The following is a 25,909-nucleotide window of genomic DNA, read 5'->3' as shown; positions in this document are numbered from 1 at the left end:
GACTGGATGCGCAGCGGTACTTGAGCGCCGACCCCACCAGGGGGCGCCGCCGGGCAAGGAGGGCCGCATGACCGTACGGCGAGTAATGGGCATCGAGACGGAGTACGGGATCTCCGTCCCGGGTCACCCGAACGCCAATGCCATGCTCACCTCGTCCCAGATCGTCAACGCCTACGCGGCCGCGATGCACCGGGCACGACGTGCCCGCTGGGACTTCGAGGAGGAGAACCCGCTGCGGGACGCCCGTGGCTTCGACCTCGCCCGCGAGGCCGCCGACTCCAGCCAGCTCACGGACGAGGACATCGGGCTGGCCAACGTCATCCTCACCAATGGCGCACGGCTGTACGTCGACCACGCCCACCCCGAGTACAGCTCCCCGGAGATCACCAACCCCCGCGACGCCGTCCTGTGGGACAAGGCCGGCGAACGGATCATGGCCGAGGCCGCCGAGCGCGCCGCCCAGCTGCCCGGCGCCCAGCCCATCCACCTCTACAAGAACAACACCGACAACAAGGGCGCCTCCTACGGCACGCACGAGAACTACCTGATGAAGCGGGAGACCCCCTTCTCGGACATCGTGCGCCACCTGACCCCGTTCTTCGTCTCCCGCCAGGTCGTCACCGGCGCCGGCCGCGTCGGCATCGGCCAGGACGGCCACGAACACGGCTTCCAGATCAGCCAGCGCGCGGACTACTTCGAGGTCGAGGTCGGCCTCGAGACCACCCTCAAGCGGCCCATCATCAACACCCGCGACGAGCCGCACGCCGACGCCGAGAAGTACCGCCGCCTCCACGTGATCATCGGCGACGCCAACCTCTCCGAGATCTCCACCTACCTCAAGCTCGGCACCACCGCCCTGGTGCTCTCCATGATCGAGGACGGCTTCATCGCCGCCGACCTCGCCGTCGAACAGCCCGTGCGCACCCTCCACCAGATCAGCCACGACCCCACTCTGCGCCGCCTGGTCACACTGCGCAGCGGCCGGACACTGACCGCGGTCCAGCTGCAGATGGAGTACTTCGAGCTGGCCCGCAAATACGTCGAGGACCGCTTCGGCGCGGACGCCGACGAGCAGACCAAGGACGTCCTCACCCGCTGGGAGGACGTGCTCGGCCGGCTCGAGCACGACCCCATGAGCCTGTCCGGCGAGCTGGACTGGGTGGCCAAGCGCGAGCTCCTCGAGGGCTACCGCCGCCGCGACGGCGTCGACTGGGACGCCGCCCGGCTCCACCTGGTGGACCTCCAGTACGCCGACGTACGCCCCGACAAGGGCCTGTACAACCGCCTGGTGGCCCGCGGCCGGATGAAGCGCCTGCTGGACGAGGACGACGTGCTGCGCGCCCGCACCGCCCCGCCCGAGGACACCCGCGCCTACTTCCGCGGCCGCTGCCTGGAGCAGTACGCGGACGACGTGGCCGCCGCCTCCTGGGACTCGGTCATCTTCGACCTGCCCGGCCGTGACTCTCTGCAGCGGGTGCCCACCCTGGAGCCACTGCGGGGCACCCGCAACCACGTCAAGGAGCTGCTGGACCGCTGCCGCACGGCCGAGGACCTGGTCCGCGTCCTCTCGGGCGGCTGAGCGGGTCTGAGAAGTACGGGAACCGGGAATCATCACGGTGGTTCCGGGACGTTGTAGCAAGAGCAGGGACGGGGCCGGACCCGGCTTGTAGGGTCTGATCTTGTAGGTCTCGTGTACGTGTACGTCGAAACCGAGCGGGGTGAGGGGTATGGCGACCAAGGACACCGGCGGCGGACAGCAGAAGGCCACGCGTGCGACGGAGGAGGTCGAGGAGCAGGCGCAGGACGCGCAGGCCTCCGAGGACCTCAAGGAGCGCCAGGAGAAGCTGTCGGACGACGTGGACTCCGTGCTGGACGAAATCGATGATGTGCTCGAAGAGAACGCCGAGGATTTCGTGAGGTCCTTCGTTCAGAAGGGCGGAGAGTAGATTTGACCTTCGATTCTTAGGTCGACTACGGGGGCGGCTGGTGTCTGACGAGCAAGAAGCGAAACGCTGCTCGCGGTGCGGTGAGTGCAAACCGCGGGCGGCGTTCGCGAGCAACAAGTCGACGAAGGATGGACTCCAGGCGTACTGCAAGGAGTGCTCGGCGGAGTACTACCGTGTGCGTCAGGAGTCCAAGGGGCGCACGGTGCGGGTGAAGGTTCCCGTGCCGCGTGGGCACAAGCGCTGTCCGCAGTGCGGGAAGGTCAAGCCGCATGACGAGTGGGAGCGGAACAAGTCGTCTTCGGACGGCTGGGCCAGCTACTGCCGTGAATGCCGGGCGGAGCGAAACCGCGACAGCTATTTTCGTCGCAAGTATGGCCTGAGTCAGGTCGCGCTGCGAGAGCTCGTGGAGCAGCAGGCGGGCGTATGCGTGATATGCCTTGCTGCTCCCGCCGTGCATGTGGATCATGATCACGAAACAGGTGGTGTGCGTGGCGTACTGTGCTTCAGCTGCAACGCCGCCCTGGGGCAGTTCAAGGATCGGCCGGACGTCATGAGGCGTGCCGCCGAATATGTGGAAGGAAACGTGTGGAAGCCAACCCTCGTAGCACCGGGCGTCTACCAGCTGCCTTCCTGACGCCGGGCTCGTCCTCCTTCATCGACTTCCTCGGCGCCCACCAGCCCGAGCTGCTGCCGCGCAACCGGCAGCTGCCCGCGCAGGGTGTTCTCGAGGCCCCGCACGGCACGACCATCGTGGCGGCGTCGTTCCCCGGGGGCGTGGTGCTCGCCGGTGACCGGCGGGCCACGATGGGCAATGTCATCGCGCAGCGGGACATCGAGAAGGTCTTCCCGGCCGACGAGTACTCGGCGGTGGGGATCGCCGGCACCGCCGGGCTGGCCGTGGAGATGGTCAAGCTCTTCCAGCTGGAGCTGGAGCACTTCGAGAAGGTCGAAGGGGTCTCGCTCTCACTGGAGGGCAAGGCGAACCGGCTGTCGACGATGATCCGCAGCAACCTCGGCATGGCGATGCAGGGGCTGGCCGTGGTGCCGCTGTTCGCCGGCTGGGACGTGGACCGGCAGAAGGGCCGCATCTTCTCCTACGACGTGACCGGCGGGCGCTCCGAGGAGCACGGCTTCGCTGCCACGGGCTCCGGCTCGCTGTTCGCCCGGGGGGCGCTGAAGAAGCTCTTCCGTGAGGACCTGACGGAGGGGCAGGCCACCACGCTCGTCGTCCAGGCGCTCTACGACGCGGCCGACGACGACTCGGCGACCGGCGGTCCCGACCTGGCGCGCCGGATCTACCCGATCGTCACCGTCATCACCGACGAGGGTTTCCGCAAGCTGACCGAGGCCGAGTCCTCCGAGATCGTCCGTGCCATTCACGAGCGCCGGCTCGAGGAGCCCGACGGCCCGCGGGCCGCCCTCCTGTGATGCCGTCCTCGACACTGACAGAAAGGGACGGATAGCGGTGTCGACGCCGTTCTATGTCTCCCCCCAGCAGGCCATGGCCGACCGCGCCGAGTACGCCCGCAAGGGCATCGCGCGCGGCCGCAGCGTCGTGGTCCTCCAGTACAACGACGGCGTGGTGTTCGTCGCCGAGAACCCGTCCCGCGCGCTGCACAAGGTGAGCGAGATCTACGACCGGATCGCCTTCGCGGCGGTCGGGAAGTACAACGAGTTCGAGAACCTGCGGATCGGCGGGGTGCGCTACGCGGACCTGCGCGGCTACACCTACGACCGTGACGACGTCACGGCACGGGGCCTGGCCAATGTGTACGCCCAGACGCTGGGCGGGATCTTCTCCAGCGCGGCCGAGAAGCCCTACGAGGTCGAGCTGATCGTCGCCGAGGTCGGGGCGGCTCCCGAGGACGACCAGATCTACCGGCTGCCGCACGACGGCTCGATCGTGGACGAGCACGGCTCGGTCGCCATCGGCGGCAACGCCGACCAGATCAGCAGCTACCTCGACCAGCGGCACCGGGACGGCATGACGCTCGCCGAGGCGCTCAAGCTGGCCCGGGACTCGCTCGCCCGGGACACCAACGGCACCGAGCGCACGCTGACCGCCGAGCAGCTGGAGGTCGCGGTGCTGGACCGTACGCGGCCGCAGCAGCGCAAGTTCAAGCGGCTGCTGGGCCGGCAGCTGTCCAGGCTGCTGGAGGAGGGCTCGGGCGGCTCCGGCCAGGACTCCGGTTCGGGGTCCGGCGCGGACGCCGCCTCCGACGAGTAGCCGCTCTAAACCACTCCCGCCTCACGCCGCGCGCCCCGCTGGGTATCCCGCCCATCGGGGCGCGCGGCGTTCGGCGGGGCGCTGGTGCCGCGGGTGACCAGCTCCACCGGCACGGTGGTCGTCGCGGCCGGCCGGCCGTCGAGGGCGGCCACCAGGGCCCGCATGCCGGCGGCGCCCACCGCCTCGGCGGGCAGCCGCACGGTGGTCAGTTCCGGCTCGACGGCGGTCGCCAGGGTGAGGTCGACGAAGCCGGTCACCGATACCTCGTCGGGCACCCGCAGTGCCAGCCGTCCGGCCGCCTTGCAGGCGCCCGCCGCCAGGATGTCGTCGTCGCAGACCAGCGCGGTCGGCCGGGGTCGGGGGCCGGTCAGGGCCCGCTCGGCCGCCCGCTGCCCGCCGGCCACGGTCAGGGCGGCCGGTTCGGTCGCGACGACCGTGGCGCCCGCCACGCCGGCCACCGTGCGGGCCAGCGCCTGGGCGCGTACCCGGAAGGTCCAGGAGTCGACGTCGGCCGCGATGTGCGCGAAGTGCCGGTGGCCCAGGGCGAGCAGATGCTCCGTCACCTGCCGCATGCCGTCGGCGATGTCGAGGTTGACGGTGGCGGCGGCGTCCGTCCGCTCGGGGTCGCTGTCGAGCATCACCAGGGGGAGGTCGCCGGCGCGCAGGTCGCTGAGGGCGTCGGCGGCCATGGAGGAGGCGATGACGCCGTCCAGGGTCGCGCGGGCGGAGGCGAAGGGGTCGCGGGCCGGGCCGGTGCCCTCCGGGGAGGGGTAGAGGACCACGCCCACGCCGTGCTCGGCGGCCACGCGGGCGGCGCCGGTGTAGACGCCGGCGAAGAACTCGTTGGTCAGCGCGGGCACGACGAGCAGGGCGGTGCGGGTGCGGCCCAGGCGCAGGTTGCGGGCGGCGAGGTTGGGCCGGTAGCCCAGCTCGCGGGCGGCGGCCCGCACGGCCTCGGCGGTGGGCTCGGAGACCCGGCCCCGCCACTTGTCGCCCATCACCAGGGAGACGGTGGCCTGGGAGACCCCGGCGGCGCGTGCCACGTCGCGGCTGGTGGCGCGGGCGGTCGCCGCGTGCCTGCCCCGGACGGTCGGCCATCGTGCGCCGGTGTCCCCGTCGCTCGTCCCCGCGCCCCCGCGCTTGTCGTCCGCCACCGCCGCGTCGCCCCTCTCCGCTGCCTGCCGAGCCGCGCGGGTGGACCCACGGGCTGCGAACATGGTACGTATAACCTCGCTAGTTATACGTAAAACCGGGATGGCTCGGTCATAAGACTACCGGGTCTGTCAAAAACGATCCGGTTCCACGAGAGGCGGACAATGGCGGCGGCGGGCGGCGGATACGTCGACATGCTCAGGACGCGGCACGCGGCGCGACTGCTCACCGGCACCCTGGTGGGCCGGCTTCCCAACGCCACCGCGGCGCTGGCGATCGTGCTCTTCGTGCGCGCCGAGGGCGGCAGCTACACCCTCGCCAGCGTCCTGTCGGCCGTCTACGGCGTGGCCAACGCGGTGGGCCAGCCGCTGCTCGGCCGGGCCGTCGACCTCCACGGCCAGCCGCGCGTCCTGCTGCCCTCGGCGCTGCTCGCCGCGCTCGGCATGTCGGTCTTCGCCGCCGTCGGCCTCGAGCCGCTGCCCCTGGTCTACGCGGCCGTGATCGTCTCCGGCTTCTTCACCCCGCCCCTCGAGGGCGGCCTGCGGGCCCTGTGGCCGTCCGTCCTCAAGAGCGAGGACCGCATCCACGCCGCCTACTCCCTCGACGCCATCGCCCAGGAAGTGATGTACGTCGTCGGCCCGCTGCTCATCACCTGGCTCGTCGCCTCCTGGTCCGAGGCCGGCGCCCTCTACGTGATCAACGCGCTGGGCGCGCTGGGCGCCCTCGCCGTCGTCACCTCGCCGCCCTCGCGGCAGTGGCGCAGCGAGCCCCGTGAGGCCCACTGGCTGGGCGCGCTGCGCTCGCGCGGGCTGCTGGTGCTGCTCGGTACGTTCTTCTTCATCGGCTCCGCGCTGGGCTCGATCGCCGTCGCGGCCGTGGCCTACGGCGACGCCCACCACAGCGACAACGTCGCCGGCTACATCCTCTCCGCGCTGGGCGTGGGTGCCCTGATCGGTGGCACGGTCTACGGTGCCCGCCAGTGGGCCGGCAGCCCCGAACAGCGGCTGCGGATGCTCGTCGTCGGGCTCGCGCTGGGTTACGTACCGCTGCTGCTGGTGCCCGGCCCCGTCGCGATGACGGTGCTGGCCGGTGTCGCGGGCCTCTTCCTGGCGCCCTGCCTGGCCTGTGCCTTCGTGGTGGTGGACCGGCACGCGCTGCGCGGCACGGTGACCGAGGCGTTCTCCTGGCTGGTGACGTCCTTCGGCGTGGGCGCGGCCATCGGTACGGCCTTCGCCGGTCCGGTGCTGGAGCACTCCGGTGTCCGCGCGGGCTTCGTGGTGGCCGTGGGCGGTGGCGTGGCCGCGCTGCTCGTGATGGTTCTCGCCCGGCGTTCCCTGCGGGCTCCCGCGAGCCCCTCGCCCGTCGTGGCCCGGTCGGAAAATGATCGGAACGGTGCTGTCGAACCCGGTTTCAGCGCGGAGCATCAGGCGTAGTGTTCAGGCATGGACCGCCGCATTTTCGGGCTGGAGAACGAGTACGGCGTCACGTGCACCTTCAGGGGACAGCGCCGGCTGTCCCCTGACGAAGTGGCGCGGTACCTCTTCCGTCGTGTCGTTTCCTGGGGCCGCAGCAGCAATGTCTTCCTGCGCAACGGCGCTCGCCTCTACCTCGATGTGGGCTCGCACCCGGAATACGCAACACCGGAGTGCGACAGCGTGACCGAGCTGGTCACCCACGACAAGGCGGGCGAGCGCATTCTCGAGGGCCTGCTCGTCGATGCCGAACGGCGCCTGCACGAGGAGGGGATCGCGGGCGACGTCTACCTCTTCAAGAACAACACCGACTCCGCCGGGAACTCCTACGGCTGCCACGAGAACTATCTCGTCGCGCGGCACGGGGAGTTCTCGCGTCTGGCGGACATCCTCATCCCCTTCCTCGTCACCCGTCAGCTGATCTGCGGTGCCGGGAAGGTCCTCCAGACGCCCCGCGGCGCGGTCTACTGCGTCAGCCAGCGCGCCGAGCACATCTGGGAGGGGGTCAGCTCCGCCACCACCCGCTCGCGCCCGATCATCAACACCCGCGACGAGCCGCACGCCGACGCCGAGCGCTACCGCCGGCTGCACGTCATCGTCGGTGACTCCAACATGTCCGAGACCACCATGCTGCTCAAGGTCGGCGCCACCGACCTGGTGCTGCGCATGATCGAGGCCGGTACGGTCATGCGCGACCTGACGCTGGAGAACCCCATCCGGGCCATCCGCGAGGTCAGCCACGACATCACCGGCAGGCGCAAGGTGCGCCTGGCCAGCGGCCGGGAGGCCTCGGCGCTGGAGGTCCAGCAGGAGTACTACGAGAAGGCCGTGGACTTCTGCGAGCGCCGCGGGATCCGCACGGGCACGGTCGAGCGCGTGCTGGAGCTGTGGGGCCGGGCGCTGGAGGCGGTCCGCGACGAGGATCTGGACCGGATCTCCACCGAGATCGACTGGGTGATGAAGTACCAGCTCATCGAGCGCTACCGGGCGAAGAACAACATCACCATGTCGCACCCCCGGATCGCCCAGATAGACCTGGCGTACCACGACATCCACCGCCGCCGGGGCCTGTACTACCTCCTGGAGCGCAAGGGCCAGGCCGCCCGGGTGTGCAACGACATCAAGATCTTCGAGGGCAAGTCGGTGCCCCCGCAGACCACCCGCGCCCGGCTGCGGGGCGACTTCATCCGCCGGGCCCAGGAGCAGCGCCGGGACTTCACGGTCGACTGGGTGCACCTCAAGCTCAACGACCAGGCGCAGCGCACGGTGTTGTGCAAGGACCCGTTCCGTTCCGTGGACGACCGGGTGGAGAAGCTCATCGCCGGAATGTGACGGGCGCCGTGCCGGGACGGCAAAGGGCACGCGTGTGCGCCGGGTTCACCGGACCCGGCGCACATCCGTGTCGGACGGGGTTGATCGGCGCGGGACAGGCCGTAGAGTGACGGCACTGCCCAGCGACCCCTATAGCCCGAGTTGGACTTGATGAACCACACGAAGAACGCGCGTCGCCTCGCCGCGGCGTTGGCCGTGCCCGTCCTGCTGCTGACCGCCGCGGCGTGCGGGTCCGATGACGGCGGCTCGTCCGACGCCAAGGTGAAGGTGGAGGGGAAGTTCGGGGAGAAGCCCGAGATCTCCGTGCCGAAGGACGCCAAGCCCGCGGACAAGCTCGTCGTGAAGACCCTGACCGAGGGGACGGGTGCGAAGGCCGAGAAGGGTTCCTTCGTCCGGCTCGACTTCGCCGGGCAGACGATGAAGGACAACAAGCCGCTGGGCGGTACCTGGGCGACCCAGGACAAGTCTGGCGGCAAGGGTCCGCGCCGCCAGATGGTGCAGCAGCTCGGCCAGCCCAGCCAGGAGATGCCCGCCAAGGTGCTCGACGCGGTGATCGGTCAGAAGGCCGGTTCCCGGATCGAGGTCGAGGGCACGGCGAAGGCGCTGATCGGCGACCAGCTCAACCCGCAGGCCGGCGTCAAGCCGGAGGACGGCCTGGTGTGGGTCATCGACGTCGTCGGCGCCCAGAAGGTCGACGCCAAGGCCGAGGCCAAGGGCGATCAGGCCAAGCCGGAGGACGGGATGCCGGAGGTCAAGGCCAATTCCCAGAAGGCCGCGGAGATCACCATCCCCAAGGACACCAAGCCGCCGACGGACCTCAAGGAGCAGGTCCTGATCAAGGGCAGCGGTCCGGAGATCAAGGCCGGCGACGGCCTGATCGCCCAGTACACCGGCGTGAAGTGGGAGGACGGCAAGAAGTTCGACGCCTCCTGGGACCACGCCGGGGCCACCGCCTTCCAGATCGGCACCGGCTCGGTCGTCCAGGGCTGGGACAAGGGCCTGGTCGGCAAGCACGTGGGGGACCGGGTGGAGCTGGTGATCCCGCCGAAGTTCGGCTACGAGGGCCAGGCGCAGAGCGGCCTCGACAAGAACACCCTGGTCTTCGTCGTGGACATCGTGGGCAAGGTCTGATCGTTCGATCGCGGTCTGCCAGAATTGCACGGTTGTCCACAGGATCGAAACGTAGGAGCACGTTCGTGAACATCGATAAGCCCGAGGTCGACTTTTACGAGGGCCCGCCGCCGTCTGACCTCGAGATCACCGAGATCTGGGAGGGCGACGGTCCCGAGGCCAAGGCCGGGGACGTCGTCAAGGTTCACTACGTCGGTGTGGCCCTGTCCACCGGCGAGGAGTTCGACGCCAGCTGGAACCGCGGCAGCGCGCTGGAGTTCAAGCTCGGTGCCGGCAAGGTCATCGAGGGCTGGGACCGCGGCATCCAGGGCATGAAGGTCGGCGGCCGTCGCCGGCTGGTCATCCCCGCCCACCTCGCCTACGGCGAGCGTGGCGCCGGTGGCGGCGTGATCGCCCCGGGCGAGACGCTGATCTTCGTTTGCGACCTGATGGGCGTCTGAGACACCCCGAACGAAGGCCGAGGGCCCGTGCCGGACCGGCACGGGCCCTCGGCTTTTGTCGTACGAGCCGTGAGCGGTACGGTCAACGGTTGAGAGCACAAGTAGAGAGGGCGTCGATGGCGATTGCCAAGGCCGAGCGGCTCATGAACCTGGCGCTGTGCCTGCTGGGCACGCGCCGCCCGCTCAGCAAAGCGGAGTTGCGGGCTTCGATCGAGGCGTACATCGAGGCTGCTGCAGCTGCTGCAGCTGCTGCAGCCTCGGGAGCCTCTGCGGCCCCGGCGGCCGGTGAGAGCGCGAACGACGACGCCTTCAACCGGATGTTCGAGCGCGACAAGGACGACCTCCGCGAGCTCGGCCTGATCATCGAGACCGTCGAGGGCCTCGACGGCGAGATCGGCTACCTCGCCCGCCGCGACAGCAACCGCCTCCCCGCGATCACCCTCGACGTCGAGGAGGCCGCCGCCCTGGGCCTGGCCGCCAAGGTCTGGCAGCAGGCCCGTCTCGCCGGCGCCGCCAGCGGGGCGCTGCAGAAGCTGCGCGCCGCCGGGATGCCGCTGGCCGAGGACCCCTCCGACGGCCTGAGCGCCCTCGAGACGAGGATCCCCGCCCACGAGGCCGCGTTCGAGCCCCTGATGCTCGCCGCCCGCGACCGCCGTCCGGTCGTCTTCGACTACCGCAAGGCCAACGCCGCCCGCCCCGAGCAGCGCCGCGTCGAGCCCTGGGCCCTGGAGTGCTGGCGCGGCCACTGGTACCTGGCCGGCTGGGACCGCGACCGGCAGGCCGAGCGCGTCTTCCGCCTCTCCCGCATCACCGGCAAGGTCCGCTCCCGGGCCCTGGCCTTCACCGCACCCGTGCCCGACCATGTCACGGTGCGCACGACCGTCGAGAAGTGGGCGGGCGAGAAGGCCACCGGCACCGCCCGGATCAAGGTGCGGGCCGGCCACGGCTACCCGCTGCGGGCGCGGGCGCTGGCCACCCATGAGCTCGGCGACGGCTGGGACGAGCTGGAGATCCCCTACGGGCACGGACTGGACGCCTGGCTGGTGGAGTTCGGCCCCGACGTCATCGTGCTGGAACCCGCCGAGCTGCGGGCCGATGTGATCGACCGGCTGCGTGCCGTGGCCAAGGGCTGAGAGGAACGGGACCGACTTCTGATGGCCGGAAACGCCATTGACCAGACCCGGCGGATGCTGTCGCTGGTCACCTACCTGCGCGAACGCCCCGGTGCCCGGGTCGCCGACGTGGCACGTGCCTTCGGTATCACCGAGGACGAGCTGATCGGCGACCTCGACGTCCTGCCGATGTGCGGCACCAGCTTCCGGGGCGGCGACCTGCTGGACATCGACACCGACGGCGACCGCATCTGGTGGCACAACCCGGACGCCTCCGGGGCCAGCACGGGCGAGCCGCTGCGGCTCGCCGCCGACGAGGCCACCGCCCTGCTGGTGGCGGCCCGTGCCGTGGCCACCCTGCCGGGGCTGCGCGAGAGCGACCGGCAGGCGCTGCTGCGCGCCACCGCCAAGATCGAGGCCGCGGCCGGCGAGGCCGCGGGCGCCAGCTCCCGGCTGTCGGTCAGCTTCGAGTCCGAGGGCGGCGTCTTCGCCGACGTGGACCGGGCCATCTCCGAGCGGCGCCGGCTGTGGGTGCGCTACTACTCGCCCGCGCGCGACGAGCTCACCGAGCGCGAGGTCGACCCGATCCGGCTGTTCGCCGTGGGCCACACCTATATGGAGGCCTGGTGCCGGCTCTCCGAGGCCCGGCGCACCTTCCGCCTCGACCGGGTGGCCGAGATCCGGCTGCTGGACGAGCCGTCCGACCCGCCGCCGGTGGAGCTGCGCGACCTGTCCGAGGGGCTGGTACAGCCCCGCGCCGAGGACCCCGAGGTGGTCATCGAGGTGGGGCCCGGCGGGCGCTGGGTCGCCGAGTACTACCCGCACGACAGCGCCGAGGAGCTGCCCGAGGGCGGCCTGCGCATCACGCTGCGCACCCCGGACCCGGCCTCCCTGCGGCGCCTGGCGCTGCGGCTCGGCCGGGACGGGCGGATCGTCTCCCCGCCGGAGCTGGCCGGCAGCGCACGGGAGGCCGCCCGCGAAGCCCTCGCGGCGTACGGCGAGTGAAGGAGAGGTCGACGGTGAAGGGGAGGCCCGCGGTGGACGGGGCAGGGGACGTGATGGGCGCGCGGCCGCCCGCGGCCGCGGTCTTCAAGGCCGCGTGCCCCGACTGCCGGGGCCGCTTCGAGCTGGCGGCGGGGGCGCTGCGGCTGGCCATCGGCGCCAGCGACCGCACCACCTTCTACTCCTTCACCTGCCCCGACTGCGGCTCGGCCGTCCGCAAACCGGCCGGTGAGCGGATCGTCGAGCTGCTCACCGGCGGCGGGGTGCGTACGCTGCGGTTGCACATCACCGCCTGAAACGGCCGAACCGTCTGAACCGGGCGGATCGCCACCCGAACCGCCCGTTCGAACCTCCGCTCGACCGTCACAATCCGGCCATTCCGCTTCGATCGTCCGTCGATTACCCGTCGATTAGCCCTCGGTTACCCCCTCGATAGGCTCGCCCCCATGTTCTGGCCCATGCTCGCCATCGCCCTCGGTTTCTGCGGTATCGCCGTGCTCGCGGTGCTCGCCGTGCGCGTCTTCGCCGAGGTGCGGCGGCTGTCCCGGCAGGTCTCCGAGGCCTCGCACCGGATCAGCAGGGCCGCCGAGGACCTGGAGCGGGCCGCCGGGCCGCTGGCCGCGCACACCGCCCACACCCTGCGCGAAGGGCACTGAAAGCCGCATCCGGCGCCCCTCCTGCGGTTTCGGGACGGACGGTACGCTGGTCGAGGTGGCCCTGTTGACGAGGCGGAGGGTCGCGACTGGGCGTATGCACAGGGATTGCCGAGCGTTTACCCCTGCGCGTTACGATCGCTGCCGTACGGCTGATGGACAAATGTCCGATCAGCCGGCCGGTCCCACACCCATCCCGCTTCGGTGAGAAGGTAAACCCTATGTTCGGACGGCTCGGTGCTCCCGAGATCATCCTCATCCTCGTCGTCATCGTCCTGCTGTTCGGTGCGAAGAAGCTTCCGGACATGGCGCGCTCCCTCGGCAAGTCCGCCCGCATCCTCAAGAGCGAGGCGAAGGCCATGAAGTCCGAGGGCCAGGACAACGCCGCCGCGCCCGCCGACCCGCCCGCCGCCCCCGAGGCCCCCCGCACCATCAAGGCCGCCCCCGGCGACGTCACCTCCCGCCCGGTGAACGAGCCGAGCGACCGTACGACCCAGCGCTGACCCAGGACAGACTGTGACGGCCGCCGCCGACGGCGACCGTCTGCCGCACGAGATAGGGACGTGGGTTGCTGAAGTCTGCCCGCAAGAAGGAGAAGGACCCCGAGGGGCGGATGCCGCTCGCGGAGCACCTGCGTGAGCTGCGCAACCGGCTGGCGAAGTCCGTCCTGGCGATCGTGATCGTCGCCGTGGTGGCGGCCTTCTACTACCGGGACATCATCGAGGTCTTCAAGCACCCGATCCAGGACGCGATCGGCTGCAAGATCTCCTTCGCGGAGCTCGCGAACAAGGACAGCCGCCAGCAGTGCGCCAGCATCACCATGTCCGGCCTGGTCGGGCCGTTCACCCTGATGGTGAAGGTGTCGCTGGTCTCCGGCCTGGTGCTGGCCAGCCCCGTGTGGCTCTACCAGCTGTGGGCGTTCCTCGCGCCCGGCCTGCACCGGACCGAGAAGAAGTACGCGCTGGGCTTCGTCGCGGCCGGTGTGCCGCTGTTCGCCGCCGGCGGCTTCTTCGCCTACAAGGTCCTGCCGTCCGCGGCCAAGGTCCTCATCGACTTCACCCCCGACGGCGTCAACAACCTGCTGCCGCTCGACGAGCTCATCGACCTCGTCACCCGCCTGGTGGTGGTCTTCGGCCTCTCCTTCGAGCTGCCGCTGCTGCTGATGATGCTCAACTTCGGCGGCGTGCTCACCGGCCGCCGGATGCTGGGCTGGTGGCGCGGAATGATCATGGGCGTCACGGTCTTCGCGGCCGTCGCGACGCCGACCGTCGACCCGTTCTCGATGTTCCTGCTCGCGGGCCCGATCATCGTGCTCTACTTCATCGCCGTGGGCATCGCGATGCTCAACGACAAGCGCAAGCGCGACGCGGACCCCGACCGGCTGCTCTCCGACGACGAGGCCGCCCCGCTCGACCTCACCCCGCAGCCCGTCGGCGACTCCGAGCCGCTGCCGCCCCTGACCGAGCAGTCCGGCGGCCGCCACAAGGGCTACGACGACGTGACGTGACCTGATCACGTACCACCCGTCCGCACGGCGGGGCGGCCGCCGGTCGGCGGCCGCCCCGCCGTCGTATGCGGCCCCCGCCGCCCTGCGGCTCCCGGGAGCTCGATAAAGATCGGGTGGCTGCCGGAGGTGCCCGGTAGGCTCGTAGACAAGATGACCGAGGACATGTCCCCTGCTGAGCGCTATGCCCTGGCACGGCAGCGCGCCGCGGAGCAGGCCACCGCGCTCGCCCCCTTCCGCGAGATGTACGACTTCGAGCTCGACCCCTTCCAGATAGAGGCCTGCAAGGCCCTGGAAGCCGGCAAGGGGGTGCTGGTCGCGGCGCCGACCGGCTCCGGAAAGACCATCGTGGGCGAATTCGCCGTCCACCTGGCCCTCAGCCAGGGCCGCAAATGTTTCTACACCACGCCCATCAAGGCGCTGTCGAACCAGAAGTACAGCGATCTCGTCCGCCGCTACGGCGCCGCCAAGGTCGGCCTGCTGACCGGCGACAACAGCGTCAACGCCGACGCCCCGGTGCTCGTGATGACCACCGAGGTGCTGCGCAACATGCTCTACGCCGGCTCGCAGGCCCTCATCGGCCTCGGCCACGTGGTCATGGACGAGGTCCACTACCTCTCCGACCGCTTCCGCGGCGCCGTCTGGGAGGAGGTCATCATCCACCTCCCGGAGTCGGTGACCCTGGTCTCCCTGTCGGCCACCGTCTCCAACGCCGAGGAATTCGGCGACTGGCTGGACACCGTGCGCGGCGACACCGAGGTGATCGTCGCCGAGGAGCGGCCCGTCCCCCTGTGGCAGCACGTGCTGGCCGGCCGGCGGATGTACGACCTGTTCGAGGAGGAGACCGACCACGGCGGCCGCGGCGCCGCCCGCCGCGAGGTCAACCCCGACCTGCTGCGCATGGCCCGAATGGAGAACAGCCGCACCTACAACCCGCGCGAGCGCCGCCGCGGCAAGATGGTGCGCGAGGCCGACCGCGAGCGCGAGCGCCGCCAGCGCAGCCGGATATGGACCCCCGGCCGCCCCGAGGTCATCGAGCGCCTCGACGCCGAGGGCCTGCTGCCCGCCATCACCTTCATCTTCAGCCGCGCCGGCTGCGAGGCCGCCGTCCAGCAGTGCCTCTACGCCGGCCTGCGGCTCAACGACGACGCGGCGCGCGCCAGGGTGCGCGAGATCGTCGAGGAGCGCTGCGCCCCCATCCCCGACGAGGACCTGCACGTCCTGGGCTACTTCGAGTGGCTGGAGGGCCTGGAGCGCGGCATCGCCGCCCACCACGCGGGCATGCTGCCGACCTTCAAGGAGGTCGTCGAGGAGCTCTTCGTCAAGGGCCTGGTCAAGGCCGTCTTCGCCACCGAGACCCTGGCGCTGGGCATCAACATGCCCGCCCGGTCCGTGGTGCTGGAGAAGCTGGTGAAGTGGAACGGCGAGCAGCACGCCGACATCACCCCCGGCGAGTACACCCAGCTCACCGGCCGCGCCGGGCGGCGCGGCATCGACGTCGAGGGCCACGCCGTGGTGCTGTGGCAGCGCGGCATGGACCCCGCCGCGCTCGCCGGCCTGGCCGGCACCCGCACCTACCCGCTGCGCTCCAGCTTCAAGCCCTCGTACAACATGGCGGTCAACCTGGTCTCCCAGTTCGGGCGGCACCGCTCGCGGGAGCTGCTGGAGACCTCCTTCGCCCAGTTCCAGGCGGACAAGTCCGTCGTCGGCATCTCGCGCCAGGTGCAGAAGAACGAGGAAGGCCTGGCCGGCTACCGCGAGGCCATCACCTGCCACCTCGGCGACTTCGACGAGTACGCCCGGCTGCGCCGCGAGCTGAAGGACCGCGAGACCGAGCTGGCCAAGCAGGGCGCGGTCCAGCGGCGGGCCGCCGCGGCCGCCGCCCTGGAGCGGCTCCGGCCCGGCGACGTCATCCACGTCCCCACGGGCAAGTTCGCGGGCCTGGCCCTGGTGCTCGACCCGGGCGTGGCGCCCGCCCGCACCGACCGCCACCGCGGCTTCGACCACCACGAGGGCCCGCGCCCGCTGGTGCTGACCGCCGAGCGGCAGGTCAAGCGGCTCGCCGCGATTGACTTCCCGGTGCCCGTGGAGCCGCTGGAGCGGATGCGGATCCCCAAGTCCTTCAACCCCCGCAGCCCGCAGTCGCGCCGCGACCTCGCCTCCGCGCTGCGCACCAAGGCCGGGCACATGGAGCCCGAGCGGCACCGCAGGTCCCGCGCCGCGGCCGCCGACGACACCGAGATCTCCCGGCTGCGCGCCGCGATCCGCTCGCACCCCTGCCACGGCTGCGCCGAGCGCGAGGACCACGCCCGGTGGGCCGAGCGCTACCACCGGCTGCAGCGCGACACCCGGCAGCTGGAGCGCCGCATCGAGGGCCGTACGAACACCATCGCGCGCACCTTCGACCGTATCTGCGCGCTGCTGACCGACCTCGGTTACCTGCGCGGCGACGAGGTCACGGAGAACGGCCGCAGGCTGGCCCGGCTCTACGGCGAGCTGGACCTGCTGGCCTCGGAGTGCCTGCGCGACGGCGTCTGGGACGGGCTCAAGCCCGCCGAGCTGGCCGCGTGCGCGTCCGCGCTGGTCTACGAGGCACGCGCGGCCGACGACGCGGCACCGCCGAAGCTGCCCGCCGGCGCGGCCCAGGACGCGCTCGGCGAGATGGTCCGCATCTGGGGCCGCCTGGACGCCCTGGAGGAGCAGCACAAGATCAACCAGGCGGAAGGCGTCGGCCAGCGCGAGCCGGACCTCGGCTTCGCCTGGCCCGCCTACCGGTGGGCCTCCGGCCACGGCCTGGACGAGGTGCTGCGGGAGATCGACATGCCGGCGGGCGACTTCGTGCGCTGGTCCAAGCAGCTCATCGACGTCCTCGGCCAGATCGCGGCGGCGGCCCCGGCCGGCAGCCCGGTCGCGCGCAACGCGCGCAAGGCGGTCGACGGGCTGCTGCGCGGCGTGGTGGCGTACTCGTCGGTGGGGTGACGGTTTCGGGGACGGCGCACCGTCACCGGGCTCCGCGTCGTCGGGAGGCGTCGCGGACGCCGGAGTGCCGGATCGATTCGCCGTCCCCGTTCGGGTGATGCGCGGCATGGCGGGTTGGCGCGTGGGCAGCTTGCCGTACGCGTCAACCACACGCGATGAAGGGTGAATTCATGCGTCGTATCGTCACCGTTTGCGTCGGGGCCGCCGCCTTCCTGGGCGTGCTCGCCGCACCGTCCGTGGCCGCGCCGGACCCGGCAGCCACCGTCACCTGCCTCACCCAGGGCCCGGCCGCAGTCACGGAACTCGTCGACCCCGCGGCCTTGCTGGACCCCGCCGGCCTGCTGGACCCCGCGGGAGCCCCCGGGGTCAGCTGCCTGGCCCCCTAGGCAGGCTCGCTACGGCAGTGGGGGGGGGGGGGGGGGGGGGGGGCGGGGGGGGGGGGGGGGGGGGCGGGGGCGGGGGGCCCCCCCCCCCCCCCCACCCCCCCCCCCCCCCCCCCCCCCCCCCCCCCCCCCCCCCCCCCCCGTCCCGGGCGGACTACCGTGCCTCGTCCTCCGGCCCGGCCGCCTTCTTCCCGCCCTCGTCGCGGCTCCGCCGCCTCCGCGTCAGCAGGTACGTCGCCGTTGCCGCGAGTACCGCCGAGAGGGCCGCCGTGCCGACGATGACGGCGGCGAGTTCACCGAGGCCGACGCCCTCGTCCTCCTCGTCCTCGTCGACGTCCTCGTCGGGCGCGGTCTCGCTGGTGCGGTCGACGGCGTCCTCGTAACTGGTGTGGCTGTCGCAGAAGTCGCGGTTGGCCGGGTCCATTTGGGCCACGACGGTCAGCTCGACGGAGTCGGCCGGTTCGTCCTCGCCGCCGTCCTTGAGGTCGACGGGATAGGTGCCCGGCTCGAGGTCGCACAGGACCATGCCCGCGACCTTGGTGTAGAGCTCGCCGTCCTTGCCCTCGCGGAATCGTTTCGCTTTGAGGGTGAGCTTCTTCGCGAACGCCGGTGACTCCACCGTCAGATAGCCGTCGTGGTCGTCGAGCGTGGTCCGGCCGGTGGTCACTGTGAAGACGACCTCGCGGCCGCGCTGGGCCGGGTCGGCGCTGGATATGGAGCTCTCGGAGTCGGAGAGGGAGGGGTCGGCTGTGGCGTCGGCGGCGGCCGTCAGGACGAGGGCAGCCGCGGCGAGGGCAGCCAGGGCTGGGCGGGCAGGGTTCATACGGCCGACCCTATCCCTGGCGGCCCGTCAGAAGACGGCTCAGGCGGCGGACGCCGCCGGCCCGCCCTCCTGCTCGGCCTCCACCTGCTCGTTCCACTCCCGCTTGGACGCCTGCCACCCGTCCTCGTCGTGCCCACGACGCCAGTAGCCGGAGATCGACAGCCGCTCGCGCGGCACCTCGCGCTCCAGGCGCAGATGGCGGCGCAGCTCCTTGACGAACCCGGCCTCGCCGTGCACGAAGGCCTGGACGTCACCGGCCGGGAAGTCGAGCGCGCGCACGGCCTCGACCAGGGCCCGGCCCACCGGCGCGGTGCCGCGGTGCAGCCACGTCACCTCGACGCCGTCGGGAAGCTCCAGCTTCTGCTCCTCGCTCTCGTCGGCGACCTCGACAAAGGCGCGCACGACCGCGCCCTCGGGCATCCGCTCCAACGAGGCCGCGATCGCGGGCAGCGCGCTCTCGTCGCCCACCAGCAGGTGCCAGCCGGCGGCCGGGTCCGGGACGTAGGCGCCGCCGGGGCCCAGCATGCGGATCGCATCGCCGGGCCGGGCGTGCGCGGCCCAGGGGCCCGCGAGGCCCTCGTCGCCGTGGAAGACGAAGTCGATCACCAGCTCGCGCGCCGCGCGGTCGAAGGAGCGCACCGTGTACGTGCGCGTGCGCGGCCACTGGTCGCGGGGCAGGTCGCGGCGGATGACCTCCATGTCGAAGGGCTCGGGGTACGTCACGCCCGGCACCGGGAAGAGCAGCTTGACGTAGTGGTCGCTGTACTCGCCGGCGCCGAATTCCGCGAGCGCCTCGCCGCCCAGGACCACCCGCACCATGTGCGGCGTCAGCCGCTCGGTGCGCAGCACGTGCGCCTGGGTCAGCTGCGGCTTCCTGCGGACGGGACGGTCTGCCATGGCGTTCTCCCCTGATCCCCTGATCGCGAAAAGTTAGGACTGCCTAACCTAACATCTAGCGTTCGAGGACGGAGAGCAGCCGCTGCAGCGAGCCGCCCAGCCCCCAGCGAGCCGCCAGCTCCTCCAGCCCCGCCGGATCGCGCGGCGCAGCCGGCAGCGCCGCGTCGAACGGCGCCAGGGGCACGTCGGAGGCGACCCGCACCACCTTCGGCGCCACCGCCAGGTACGGGCGGGCCTCGTCCAGCCGCCTGCGCTGCGCCGGGCTGACCTTCGCCGCCGGGTCGTCGACCGCCGCCAGGATGCCGGCCAGGTCGCCGAAGGAGGCCAGCAGTTTCGCCGCCGTCTTCTCGCCGATGCCGGGTACCCCCGGCAGCCCGTCGCTGGGGTCGCCGCGCAGCAGCGCCAGGTCGGCGTAGCCGGGCCCGTCCACCCCGTACTTCTCGTGCAGCACCGCCTCGTCCACGGCCTGCAGGGTGCCCACGCCCTTGACCGGGTACAGCACCCGCACCCCGCGCCCGTCGTCGACCAGCTGGTACAGGTCCCGGTCGCCGGTGACGATGTCGACCGGGCCCGCCGCCCGGCCGGCCAGCGTGCCGATCACGTCGTCGGCCTCGTACCCGACGGCCCCCACGCGCGCGATGCCGATCGCGTCCAGCACGGCCTCGATGACCGGCACCTGCGGCGAGAGCGTGTCCGGCACCTCCTCCTCGTCGGGACCGGACGCCACTTCCTCCGCCACCCGGTGCGCCTTGTAGGAGGGGATCAGCTCCACCCGCCACTGGGGGCGCCAGTCGAAGTCCATGCAGGCCACCAGGTCGTCGGGGCGGTGGTCCTGGACCAGGCGGGCGATGAAGTCCAGCAGGCCGCGCACCGCGTTCACGGGCGTGCCGTCGGGGGCCTTCACCGATTCCGGCACCCCGAAATAGGCGCGGAAGTACAGGGAGGCGGTGTCGAGGAGCATCAGGCGTCGGGTCACGGATCGATCATGCCGCACCCCACTGACACGGCCCCACCGACATGTGAACTGGATCACTGTTCGGTTTGCCCCGAATGACCTGGGGCAGGCGCGACGCCGGAGTGGCCCCGCCCCTGGGGGAGGGCGGGGCCCGACAGTGAGTCCGACCCGAGAGGTTTATGTGTCCAGGCTGAAGGCCGAGCACCTGTACAAGGTGTTCGGCAGACGACCCGAAACCGCCGTCCGCCGGCTCGAGGACGGCGCGAGCCGCGACGAGCTGCGCGCCGACGGCACCACCGCGGCGGTGATCGACGCGTCGTTCGAGGTCGAGGCCGGCCAGATCTTCGTGGTGATGGGACTCTCCGGCTCCGGCAAGTCCACCCTGCTGCGGATGCTCAACGGCCTGCTCGAGCCGACCGCCGGCAGCGTCCGCTACGACGGGCGGGACCTGACCGCCCTGTCCCCGCGCGAGCTGCGCGAGGTGCGCTCGCGCAACATCAGCATGGTCTTCCAGCACTTCGCCCTCTTCCCGCACCGCAGCGTGCTGGAGAACGCCGCCTACGGGCTCGAGGTGCGCGGCGTGCCCCGCGCCGAGCGCGAGGAGCGCGCGGCGCAGGCCCTGGAGCTGGCCGGACTGGGCGGCTGGGAGGCCTCCTGGCCCGACGAGCTCTCCGGCGGCATGCAGCAGCGCGTCGGCCTCGCCCGCGCGCTGGCCACCGACGCCGACCTGCTGCTGATGGACGAGTCCTTCAGCGCGCTGGACCCGCTGATCCGCCGCGACATGCAGGACCAGCTGCTGGACCTGCAGAAGCGGCTGAAGAAGACCATCGTCTTCATCACCCACGACCTCAACGAGGCCATGCGCCTGGGCGACCGCATCGCGGTCATGCGCGACGGCCGGATCGTCCAGAACGGCACCGCCGAGGACATCCTCGTCCGCCCCGCCAACGACTACGTCGCCTCCTTCATCCAGGACGTCGACCGCTCCCGCGTGCTCACCGCCGGTTCGATCATGGACGAGCCGGCCGGCGAGCTGCCCGCGGACGCCGTGACGGTCGCCGCCGGCACCCCCGTCGCCGACCTCTTCGCGCCCTTCGCCCGCAGCGCCGCCCCCCTCGCCGTCACCGACGAGCACGGCGCCCGTACCGGCGTCGTCACCCGCGAGAAGCTGCTGGCCGCGCTCGCCGAACAGCCCGCCGGGGCCGCGCCCGGAGCGGCGGCGAACGAGGAGGAGGTGACCGCCCGTGCCTAGGATCGACCTCGGCGGCTGGGCCGCGAGCGCGGTGAACTGGCTGCAGTCCCACCTCTCCTGGCTCTTCGACGCCGTCAGCACCGTCCTGACCGGCCTGTACGACGGCGTGAACGCCGTACTCGGCGCCCCGCACGCGCTGCTCATGGCCGGCATCCTCGCCGTCGTCGCCTGGTGGCTGCGCGGCCTGACCGCCGCCGTCCTGACCTTCGCCGGACTGGCCCTGATCGACTCCTTCGGCCTGTGGGACGAGGCGACGTCGACGCTCTCGCTCGTCCTGGTCGCCAGCGTCGTCACGCTGCTGCTGGCCGTGCCGCTGGGCGTGTGGGCGGCCCGCGACCGCCGGGTGAGCGGTGCGCTGCGGCCCGTCCTGGACGTCATGCAGACGATGCCCGCCTTCGTCTACCTCATCCCGGGCGTGATGTTCTTCTCCATCGGGCCCGTCCCCGGCCTGATCGCCACCATCGTCTTCTCGATGCCGCCCGGCGTCCGCATGACCGAACTCGGCATCCGCCAGGTCGACGGCGAACTCGTCGAGGCCGCACGCGCCTTCGGCACCACCCCGCGCGACACCCTCACCCGCGTCCAGCTGCCGCTGGCCCTGCCGACCATCATGGCGGGCGTCAACCAGGTGATCATGCTGGCGCTGTCCATGGTCGTCATCGCCGGCATGGCCGGTGCCGGCGGCCTGGGCGAGGCCGTGTACGCGGCCGTCACCCAGGTCGACATCGGCGGCGGCGTCGAGTCCGGCCTCGCGGTCGTCGTCCTGGCCATGTACCTGGACCGGATGACCGGCGCCCTCGGCACCCGGGTCTCCCCGCTCGGCCGCCGCACCTCCGCCAAGGCCGCCGCCGCGCGCGGCGCCGCTCCGGCATTCCTGCGCTACCGGCCCGGCACGGCCGTCGCCACCGTCGGCGTCGTCGTCCTCGCGCTCGTCGCGGGCGGCATGCACCTGGTGGGCGGCGACAGCGGGCGCGAGAGCGTGGCCGCGGGCAAGAACGTCGGCCAGGGCCAGCGGGTCAAGCTCGGCTACTTCCCCTGGGACGAGGCCGTCGCCACCACCTACCTGTGGCAGAACGTCCTGGAGGACCGCGGCTACAAGCCGGACGTCAAGCAGCTCGACCCGGGCCCGCTGTACACCGCGCTCGCGCAGGGCCAGATGGACCTGCAGTTCGACTCCTGGCTGCCCACCACGCACCAGCAGTACATGGACCGCTACGGCGACAAGCTCACCGACCTCGGCTCCTGGTACGGCCCCACCTCGCTGGAGCTGACCGTGCCGTCCTACGTCAAGGGCGTCGACTCGCTCGCCGACCTCAAGGGCAAGGGCGCGCAGTTCGGCGGGAAGATCGTCGGCATCGAGGCCAGCGCCGGGATGATGGCCAAGCTCAACGACAAGGTGCTCAAGGAGTACGGACTGGAGGGCGAGTACAAGGTCGTCTCCTCCTCCACCTCCACGATGCTCGCCGACCTCGAGAGGGCCATCAAGAAGAAGGAGCCCGTCGTCACGACCCTCTGGTCGCCGCACTGGGCCTACGGCACCCACGACCTGAAGAAGCTCAAGGACCCCAAGGGCGCCTGGGGCAAGGGCGAGGAGATCCACGCGGTCGGCAAGAAGGACTTCGCGAAGGACTTCCCGCGCATCACCCAGTGGGTGAAGGACTTCACGATGTCGGAGAAGGAACTCTCCTCCCTCGAGGCCGAGATCCAGAAGGGCGGCAAGGGCAAGGAGAAGGAGTCCGCCCGCCGCTGGCTCGACGCCCACCCGGGCTTCGCCGACAGGATGGCGCCTGCCGGCAGCTGACGAACAGGCGTACGGTGGAGCGATGACCGCGCCCGGCAGGAGCCGCCCCACCGTACGCCGCGTCGTCTCCCTGGTCCCCTCGCTCACCGAGGCCGTGGCCGCCGCGGCCCCCGGGCTGCTGGTCGGGGCCACCGACTGGTGCGAGCACCCGGCGGACCTCGACGTCGTCCGGGTCCGGGGCACCAAGAACCCCGACGTGGCCCGGATCGTGGCCCTCGCCCCCGACCTCGTCATCGCCAACGAGGAGGAGAACCGGGCCCCCGACCTCGGCGCGCTGCGGGCGGCCGGGCTGGAGGTGCTGGTCACCGAAGTCCGCACCCTGGAGCAGGCGTTCGCCGAGCTCGAGCGGGTCCTGGTGCGCGGCTGCGGCCTGGCCCGGCCGGGCTGGCTCGACGACGCGCGCGACGCCTGGCGCGACGTGCGCGCGAGCGGCCCGGCGCTGCGGGCCGTGGTGCCCGTGTGGCGCCGGCCCTGGATGGTGCTGGGCCGCGACACCTTCGCCGGCGACGTCCTCGCCCGGCTCGGCGTGGCCAACGTCCACGCCGGGCACCCCGAACGCTACCCGCGCATCCCGCTCGAGGAGCTCAACTCCTGCGGGGCGGACCTGGTCGTGCTGCCCGACGAGCCGTACCGCTTCGGCGCGGACGACGGGCCGGAGTCCTTCCCCGGCCTGCCGTCCGCGCTGGTCAGCGGGCGTCACCTCACGTGGTACGGGCCATCGCTGGTGCGGGCACCGACGGTGCTGGGCGCGGCGCTGCGAGCAGCCGGCCCCCGATGAGACCGGCCGCGGTACGGGCCGCCGCGACGGCCCAGGCGGCCACCAGCAGGACGTACAGCCCCGTCGCGAGCCAGGTGAACGCCTCCAGCCCGGTGTGGCGGGCCAGTCCGGCGGCGCCGGTGACGCAGGTGCCGACGGGGAAGGTGAAGGCCCACCAGGTCATCGCGAAGCCCATGCCGCCCCGGAAGGCGCGGACCACCATGGCCGTCGCCAGGACCAGCCACAGCAGGGCGAAGCCGATGACCGGCACGCCGTAGAGCACCGCGAAGGCGGCCATCGCCCCGGCGTGGGGAGCGCCGACGGCCCCCGGCGCGGCGTCGGCGAGGTTGCCCACGGCCGTCGTGGACTGGCCCAGCGGCCCGAGGACGAGGAACAGGGTCGGGGTCAGCGCGAGCGGCAGCGGGCCGTGGTGGACCAGGCGGGCGAAGACCACCGGCAGGATCACCAGCGTCGCCAGCAGGCTCACGCCGAACAGCGCGTAGCAGCCCAGCAGCATCGCCTCCCGCCACTGCCCGGCCGGCAGGTGCGCCACCAGGGCGGGGCCCAGGGCGGCGGAGACCATCGGTGCCACCACGGGCAGCAGCCAGACGGGCGAGGCGTCGCCCGGGGCTATCCGGTGCCGGGTCACCATCAGGTACGGAATGGCCGCCGCCGCGGTGAGGCCGATGCCGGTGCCGGCGACCCACAGCACGGCGTCGGCGGCCACGGCGGCGCGTTCGCCGATCACCGCGGAGCCGACGGAGAGGGTGGCGCCGCCGACGGCGAGTACGGCCATCGCCAGACAGCCGTAGAAGGGGGCGACCGCCGGGTCGCCCAGGTGCCGCCGGGCCTGGTCGGGGTGGCGCGCCCAGTGCGCGGCGCGCGCGGCGAGCAGCGTGAGCAGCAGCAGCGCGGCCAGCGCCCACACCACCTCGTACGCCCCCCGCAGCCCCGGCACGGTCACCGGCAGGGCGGACCCGGCGGAGGCGACGATGGCGGTGCCCATGACGGTGGCGTACCAGTTGGGGCCCAGTTGGCGGAGGGGGGAGGCGGTGCCGTTCGTGCTCATGGTTCCACCCTCGCCCGCGCGGACCGCTCCCACCAGGGACGTTGCGGCTATGAGGACATAAGCTGGAGTTATGAGCGAGGAGGACCGAGGGGCTGCGGAGGGCCGGGTGCCGCTGACCCACCGGGTGCCCGATCTGGGGGCGCTGGAGCTGCTGCTGGCGGTGGCCCGGCTGGGCAGTCTGGGCCGGGCGGCGCGCGAGATGGGCATCACCCAGCCCGCCGCGAGCGGCCGGGTGCGCTCCATGGAACGGCAGCTCGGCCTCGCGCTCGTCGAGCGCTCACCGCGCGGTTCGCGGCTGACGGACGCGGGCGTCCTCGTCACGGACTGGGCACGCCGCATCGTGGAGGCGGCGGAGGCGTTCGACGCGGGCGCGCAGGCGCTGCGGGGCCGCCGCGACTCGCGGCTGCGCGTCGCGGCGAGCATGACCATCGCCGAGTACCTGCTGCCCGGCTGGCTGATCGCGCTGCGCGCGGAGCGGCCGGGCACGGCCGTCTCGCTGTTCGCCGGGAACTCGGCCGCCGTGGCGGCACGGCTGCTCGCCGGGGAGGCCGACCTGGGCTTCGTCGAGGGCCTTCAGGTGCCGCCCGGCCTGGACGGCACCGTGATCGGCCACGACCGGCTCGTCGTGGTCACCGCCCCGGGCCATCCCTGGGCCCGGCGCCGCGCGCCGCTGGACCCGGCGGAGCTGGCGGCGACGCCGCTGATCCTGCGCGAACGCGGCTCGGGGACGCGGCAGGTGCTGGACGCGGCGCTGACGGAACGCGGCGGCCCGGCGGCGCCGCTGCTGGAGCTGGCCTCGACGACGGCGGCCAAGGCCGCGGTCGTCAGCGGCGCCGGGCCCTCGGTGCTCAGCGAGCTGGCCATCGGCGAGGAACTGGCGGCACGCCGCCTGGTGGAGATCCCGGTGGCCGGCCTGCCGTTGCGCCGCGCCCTGCGCGCGGTCTGGCCGGCGGGCCACCGGCCGACGGGGCCCGCGCGGGAACTCCTGGGGCTGACGGCGGGGTAGGCGCCGCGCCGGAAGG

The 25,909-nt window shown here is 72.1% G+C and carries 26 protein-coding genes; 21 read left to right on the top strand and 5 right to left on the bottom strand.

Annotation, left to right across the window (positions count from 1 at the left end; genetic code table 11):
* Positions 1-67: 67 nt before the first annotated feature.
* The 5 genes from dop to prcA all read left to right on the top strand — a co-directional run bounded on the left by dop (position 68) and on the right by prcA (position 4,173).
* The gene (gene dop / locus ACIG36_RS23020; protein WP_399930798.1) at positions 68-1,579 is read left to right on the top strand and encodes a depupylase/deamidase Dop; all 1,512 of its coding nucleotides are present in this window, start codon (positions 68-70) and stop codon (positions 1,577-1,579) included.
* Between the two features lie 148 nt (positions 1,580-1,727).
* Complete coding sequence (locus tag ACIG36_RS23015; RefSeq protein WP_399930795.1) at positions 1,728-1,946, top strand: ubiquitin-like protein Pup; 219 nt, start codon at positions 1,728-1,730, stop codon at positions 1,944-1,946.
* A gap of 40 nt (positions 1,947-1,986) precedes the next feature.
* Positions 1,987-2,580: an endonuclease VII domain-containing protein gene (locus ACIG36_RS23010; RefSeq protein ID WP_399930792.1), complete on the top strand. Its 594-nt coding sequence runs from the start codon at positions 1,987-1,989 to the stop codon at positions 2,578-2,580.
* Positions 2,532-3,374: a proteasome subunit beta gene (gene prcB, locus ACIG36_RS23005; RefSeq protein ID WP_399930789.1), complete on the top strand. Its 843-nt coding sequence runs from the start codon at positions 2,532-2,534 to the stop codon at positions 3,372-3,374. Before ACIG36_RS23010 ends, prcB begins: the two co-directional genes overlap by 49 nt.
* A 37-nt stretch (positions 3,375-3,411) precedes the next feature.
* Entirely contained in the window at positions 3,412-4,173 is a 762-nt protein-coding gene (prcA, locus tag ACIG36_RS23000; protein ID WP_399930786.1) for a proteasome subunit alpha, read from the top strand.
* A 5-nt stretch (positions 4,174-4,178) separates the two neighbouring features.
* Here prcA and ACIG36_RS22995 read toward each other — a convergent pair whose 3' ends face one another.
* On the bottom strand, positions 4,179-5,216 hold the full coding sequence (locus ACIG36_RS22995) for a LacI family DNA-binding transcriptional regulator (protein WP_399931226.1): 1,038 nt from the start codon (positions 5,214-5,216) through the stop codon (positions 4,179-4,181).
* Positions 5,217-5,519: 303 nt separating this feature from the next.
* Here ACIG36_RS22995 and ACIG36_RS22990 point away from each other — a divergent pair, with 303 nt between their 5' ends.
* The 12 genes from ACIG36_RS22990 (at position 5,520) to ACIG36_RS22935 (ending at position 17,336) form a co-directional block, all read left to right on the top strand.
* Positions 5,520-6,758 carry an MFS transporter gene (locus ACIG36_RS22990; protein WP_399930784.1) on the top strand — a complete coding sequence of 413 codons (1,239 nt, stop codon included), beginning with the start codon at positions 5,520-5,522 and terminating at the stop codon, positions 6,756-6,758.
* Between the two features lie 9 nt (positions 6,759-6,767).
* Positions 6,768-8,129: a Pup--protein ligase gene (gene pafA, locus ACIG36_RS22985; protein ID WP_399930782.1), complete on the top strand. Its 1,362-nt coding sequence runs from the start codon at positions 6,768-6,770 to the stop codon at positions 8,127-8,129.
* 150 nt (positions 8,130-8,279) lie between these two features.
* On the top strand, positions 8,280-9,260 hold the full coding sequence (locus ACIG36_RS22980) for an FKBP-type peptidyl-prolyl cis-trans isomerase (protein ID WP_399930779.1): 981 nt from the start codon (positions 8,280-8,282) through the stop codon (positions 9,258-9,260).
* 65 nt (positions 9,261-9,325) lie between these two features.
* Complete coding sequence (locus ACIG36_RS22975; RefSeq protein WP_399930776.1) at positions 9,326-9,700, top strand: FKBP-type peptidyl-prolyl cis-trans isomerase; 375 nt, start codon at positions 9,326-9,328, stop codon at positions 9,698-9,700.
* A 116-nt stretch (positions 9,701-9,816) separates the two neighbouring features.
* On the top strand, positions 9,817-10,833 hold the full coding sequence (locus ACIG36_RS22970) for a helix-turn-helix transcriptional regulator (protein ID WP_399930773.1): 1,017 nt from the start codon (positions 9,817-9,819) through the stop codon (positions 10,831-10,833).
* Between the two features lie 21 nt (positions 10,834-10,854).
* Complete coding sequence (locus ACIG36_RS22965; protein WP_399930770.1) at positions 10,855-11,817, top strand: helix-turn-helix transcriptional regulator; 963 nt, start codon at positions 10,855-10,857, stop codon at positions 11,815-11,817.
* A gap of 53 nt (positions 11,818-11,870) precedes the next feature.
* Positions 11,871-12,110: a hypothetical protein gene (locus ACIG36_RS22960; protein ID WP_399931223.1), complete on the top strand. Its 240-nt coding sequence runs from the start codon at positions 11,871-11,873 to the stop codon at positions 12,108-12,110.
* Between the two features lie 150 nt (positions 12,111-12,260).
* Complete coding sequence (locus ACIG36_RS22955) at positions 12,261-12,470, top strand: hypothetical protein (RefSeq protein WP_399930767.1); 210 nt, start codon at positions 12,261-12,263, stop codon at positions 12,468-12,470.
* Positions 12,471-12,688: 218 nt separating this feature from the next.
* The gene (gene tatA, locus ACIG36_RS22950; RefSeq protein ID WP_399930764.1) at positions 12,689-12,970 is read left to right on the top strand and encodes a Sec-independent protein translocase subunit TatA; all 282 of its coding nucleotides are present in this window, start codon (positions 12,689-12,691) and stop codon (positions 12,968-12,970) included.
* A 65-nt stretch (positions 12,971-13,035) separates the two neighbouring features.
* Complete coding sequence (gene tatC / locus ACIG36_RS22945; protein ID WP_399930761.1) at positions 13,036-13,974, top strand: twin-arginine translocase subunit TatC; 939 nt, start codon at positions 13,036-13,038, stop codon at positions 13,972-13,974.
* Between the two features lie 150 nt (positions 13,975-14,124).
* Positions 14,125-16,950, top strand: a complete 2,826-nt coding sequence (locus ACIG36_RS22940; RefSeq protein WP_399930758.1) for a DEAD/DEAH box helicase — start codon at positions 14,125-14,127, stop codon at positions 16,948-16,950.
* A gap of 170 nt (positions 16,951-17,120) precedes the next feature.
* Positions 17,121-17,336 (top strand): hypothetical protein, encoded by a 216-nt coding sequence (locus tag ACIG36_RS22935; protein ID WP_399930755.1) that lies wholly within the window; start codon positions 17,121-17,123, stop codon positions 17,334-17,336.
* A 151-nt stretch (positions 17,337-17,487) separates the two neighbouring features.
* On the opposite strand, the gene ACIG36_RS22930 is transcribed toward ACIG36_RS22935, so the two are convergent.
* From ACIG36_RS22930 to ACIG36_RS22920, 3 genes are read right to left on the bottom strand one after another with little or no spacing between them, the layout of a single operon-like run.
* Positions 17,488-18,156, bottom strand: a complete 669-nt coding sequence (locus ACIG36_RS22930; RefSeq protein WP_399930752.1) for a hypothetical protein — start codon at positions 18,154-18,156, stop codon at positions 17,488-17,490.
* 39 nt (positions 18,157-18,195) lie between these two features.
* Positions 18,196-19,053, bottom strand: coding sequence for a siderophore-interacting protein (locus ACIG36_RS22925; RefSeq protein WP_399930749.1), 858 nt, complete (start codon positions 19,051-19,053; stop codon positions 18,196-18,198).
* A 55-nt stretch (positions 19,054-19,108) separates the two neighbouring features.
* A complete protein-coding gene (locus ACIG36_RS22920; protein ID WP_399931220.1) occupies positions 19,109-20,014 on the bottom strand; it encodes a 5'-3' exonuclease H3TH domain-containing protein in 906 nt (301 codons plus the stop codon).
* A gap of 175 nt (positions 20,015-20,189) precedes the next feature.
* Here ACIG36_RS22920 and ACIG36_RS22915 point away from each other — a divergent pair, with 175 nt between their 5' ends.
* Genes ACIG36_RS22915 through ACIG36_RS22905 form a run of 3 tightly spaced genes read left to right on the top strand, consistent with a single transcriptional unit; the run spans position 20,190 to position 23,839 of the window.
* Positions 20,190-21,260: a glycine betaine/L-proline ABC transporter ATP-binding protein gene (locus ACIG36_RS22915; protein ID WP_399930746.1), complete on the top strand. Its 1,071-nt coding sequence runs from the start codon at positions 20,190-20,192 to the stop codon at positions 21,258-21,260.
* Positions 21,253-23,061: an ABC transporter permease/substrate binding protein gene (locus tag ACIG36_RS22910; protein WP_399930743.1), complete on the top strand. Its 1,809-nt coding sequence runs from the start codon at positions 21,253-21,255 to the stop codon at positions 23,059-23,061. Before ACIG36_RS22915 ends, ACIG36_RS22910 begins: the two co-directional genes overlap by 8 nt.
* A 22-nt stretch (positions 23,062-23,083) precedes the next feature.
* Positions 23,084-23,839, top strand: coding sequence for a helical backbone metal receptor (locus ACIG36_RS22905; RefSeq protein ID WP_399930740.1), 756 nt, complete (start codon positions 23,084-23,086; stop codon positions 23,837-23,839).
* On the opposite strand, the gene ACIG36_RS22900 is transcribed toward ACIG36_RS22905, so the two are convergent.
* Positions 23,763-24,887: a TDT family transporter gene (locus ACIG36_RS22900; RefSeq protein WP_399930737.1), complete on the bottom strand. Its 1,125-nt coding sequence runs from the start codon at positions 24,885-24,887 to the stop codon at positions 23,763-23,765. The two genes, ACIG36_RS22905 and ACIG36_RS22900, sit on opposite strands and share 77 nt — an antisense overlap.
* 70 nt (positions 24,888-24,957) lie before the next feature.
* Between ACIG36_RS22900 and ACIG36_RS22895 the strand changes: the two genes are divergently transcribed.
* A complete protein-coding gene (locus ACIG36_RS22895) occupies positions 24,958-25,893 on the top strand; it encodes a LysR family transcriptional regulator (RefSeq protein ID WP_399930734.1) in 936 nt (311 codons plus the stop codon).
* Positions 25,894-25,909 lie beyond the last annotated feature (16 nt).

Origin of the sequence: Streptomyces sp. NPDC053048 (assembly GCF_044547045.1) — a bacterium.
In the GTDB taxonomy this organism is placed as follows: Bacteria; Actinomycetota; Actinomycetes; order Streptomycetales; family Streptomycetaceae; genus Streptomyces.
This window is presented reverse-complemented; position numbering and strand designations above follow the sequence as displayed.

Excerpts from the sequence above, each read along its gene's own strand:
- dop (WP_399930798.1), top strand. The coding sequence starts at position 68 with ATGACCGTACGGCGAGTAATGGGCATCGAGACGGAGTACGGGATCTCC.
- ACIG36_RS23015 (WP_399930795.1), top strand. The coding sequence starts at position 1,728 with ATGGCGACCAAGGACACCGGCGGCGGACAGCAGAAGGCCACGCGTGCG.
- ACIG36_RS22990 (WP_399930784.1), top strand. The coding sequence starts at position 5,520 with ATGCTCAGGACGCGGCACGCGGCGCGACTGCTCACCGGCACCCTGGTG.
- pafA (WP_399930782.1), top strand. The coding sequence starts at position 6,768 with ATGGACCGCCGCATTTTCGGGCTGGAGAACGAGTACGGCGTCACGTGC.
- ACIG36_RS22980 (WP_399930779.1), top strand. The coding sequence starts at position 8,280 with ATGAACCACACGAAGAACGCGCGTCGCCTCGCCGCGGCGTTGGCCGTG.
- ACIG36_RS22970 (WP_399930773.1), top strand. The coding sequence starts at position 9,817 with ATGGCGATTGCCAAGGCCGAGCGGCTCATGAACCTGGCGCTGTGCCTG.
- ACIG36_RS22965 (WP_399930770.1), top strand. The coding sequence starts at position 10,855 with ATGGCCGGAAACGCCATTGACCAGACCCGGCGGATGCTGTCGCTGGTC.
- ACIG36_RS22960 (WP_399931223.1), top strand. The coding sequence starts at position 11,871 with ATGGGCGCGCGGCCGCCCGCGGCCGCGGTCTTCAAGGCCGCGTGCCCC.
- ACIG36_RS22955 (WP_399930767.1), top strand. The coding sequence starts at position 12,261 with ATGTTCTGGCCCATGCTCGCCATCGCCCTCGGTTTCTGCGGTATCGCC.
- tatA (WP_399930764.1), top strand. The coding sequence starts at position 12,689 with ATGTTCGGACGGCTCGGTGCTCCCGAGATCATCCTCATCCTCGTCGTC.
- ACIG36_RS22940 (WP_399930758.1), top strand. The coding sequence starts at position 14,125 with ATGACCGAGGACATGTCCCCTGCTGAGCGCTATGCCCTGGCACGGCAG.
- ACIG36_RS22935 (WP_399930755.1), top strand. The coding sequence starts at position 17,121 with ATGCGTCGTATCGTCACCGTTTGCGTCGGGGCCGCCGCCTTCCTGGGC.
- ACIG36_RS22930 (WP_399930752.1), bottom strand. The coding sequence starts at position 18,156 with ATGAACCCTGCCCGCCCAGCCCTGGCTGCCCTCGCCGCGGCTGCCCTC.
- ACIG36_RS22925 (WP_399930749.1), bottom strand. The coding sequence starts at position 19,053 with ATGGCAGACCGTCCCGTCCGCAGGAAGCCGCAGCTGACCCAGGCGCAC.
- ACIG36_RS22920 (WP_399931220.1), bottom strand. The coding sequence starts at position 20,014 with ATGCTCCTCGACACCGCCTCCCTGTACTTCCGCGCCTATTTCGGGGTG.
- ACIG36_RS22905 (WP_399930740.1), top strand. The coding sequence starts at position 23,084 with ATGACCGCGCCCGGCAGGAGCCGCCCCACCGTACGCCGCGTCGTCTCC.
- ACIG36_RS22900 (WP_399930737.1), bottom strand. The coding sequence starts at position 24,887 with ATGAGCACGAACGGCACCGCCTCCCCCCTCCGCCAACTGGGCCCCAAC.
- ACIG36_RS22895 (WP_399930734.1), top strand. The coding sequence starts at position 24,958 with ATGAGCGAGGAGGACCGAGGGGCTGCGGAGGGCCGGGTGCCGCTGACC.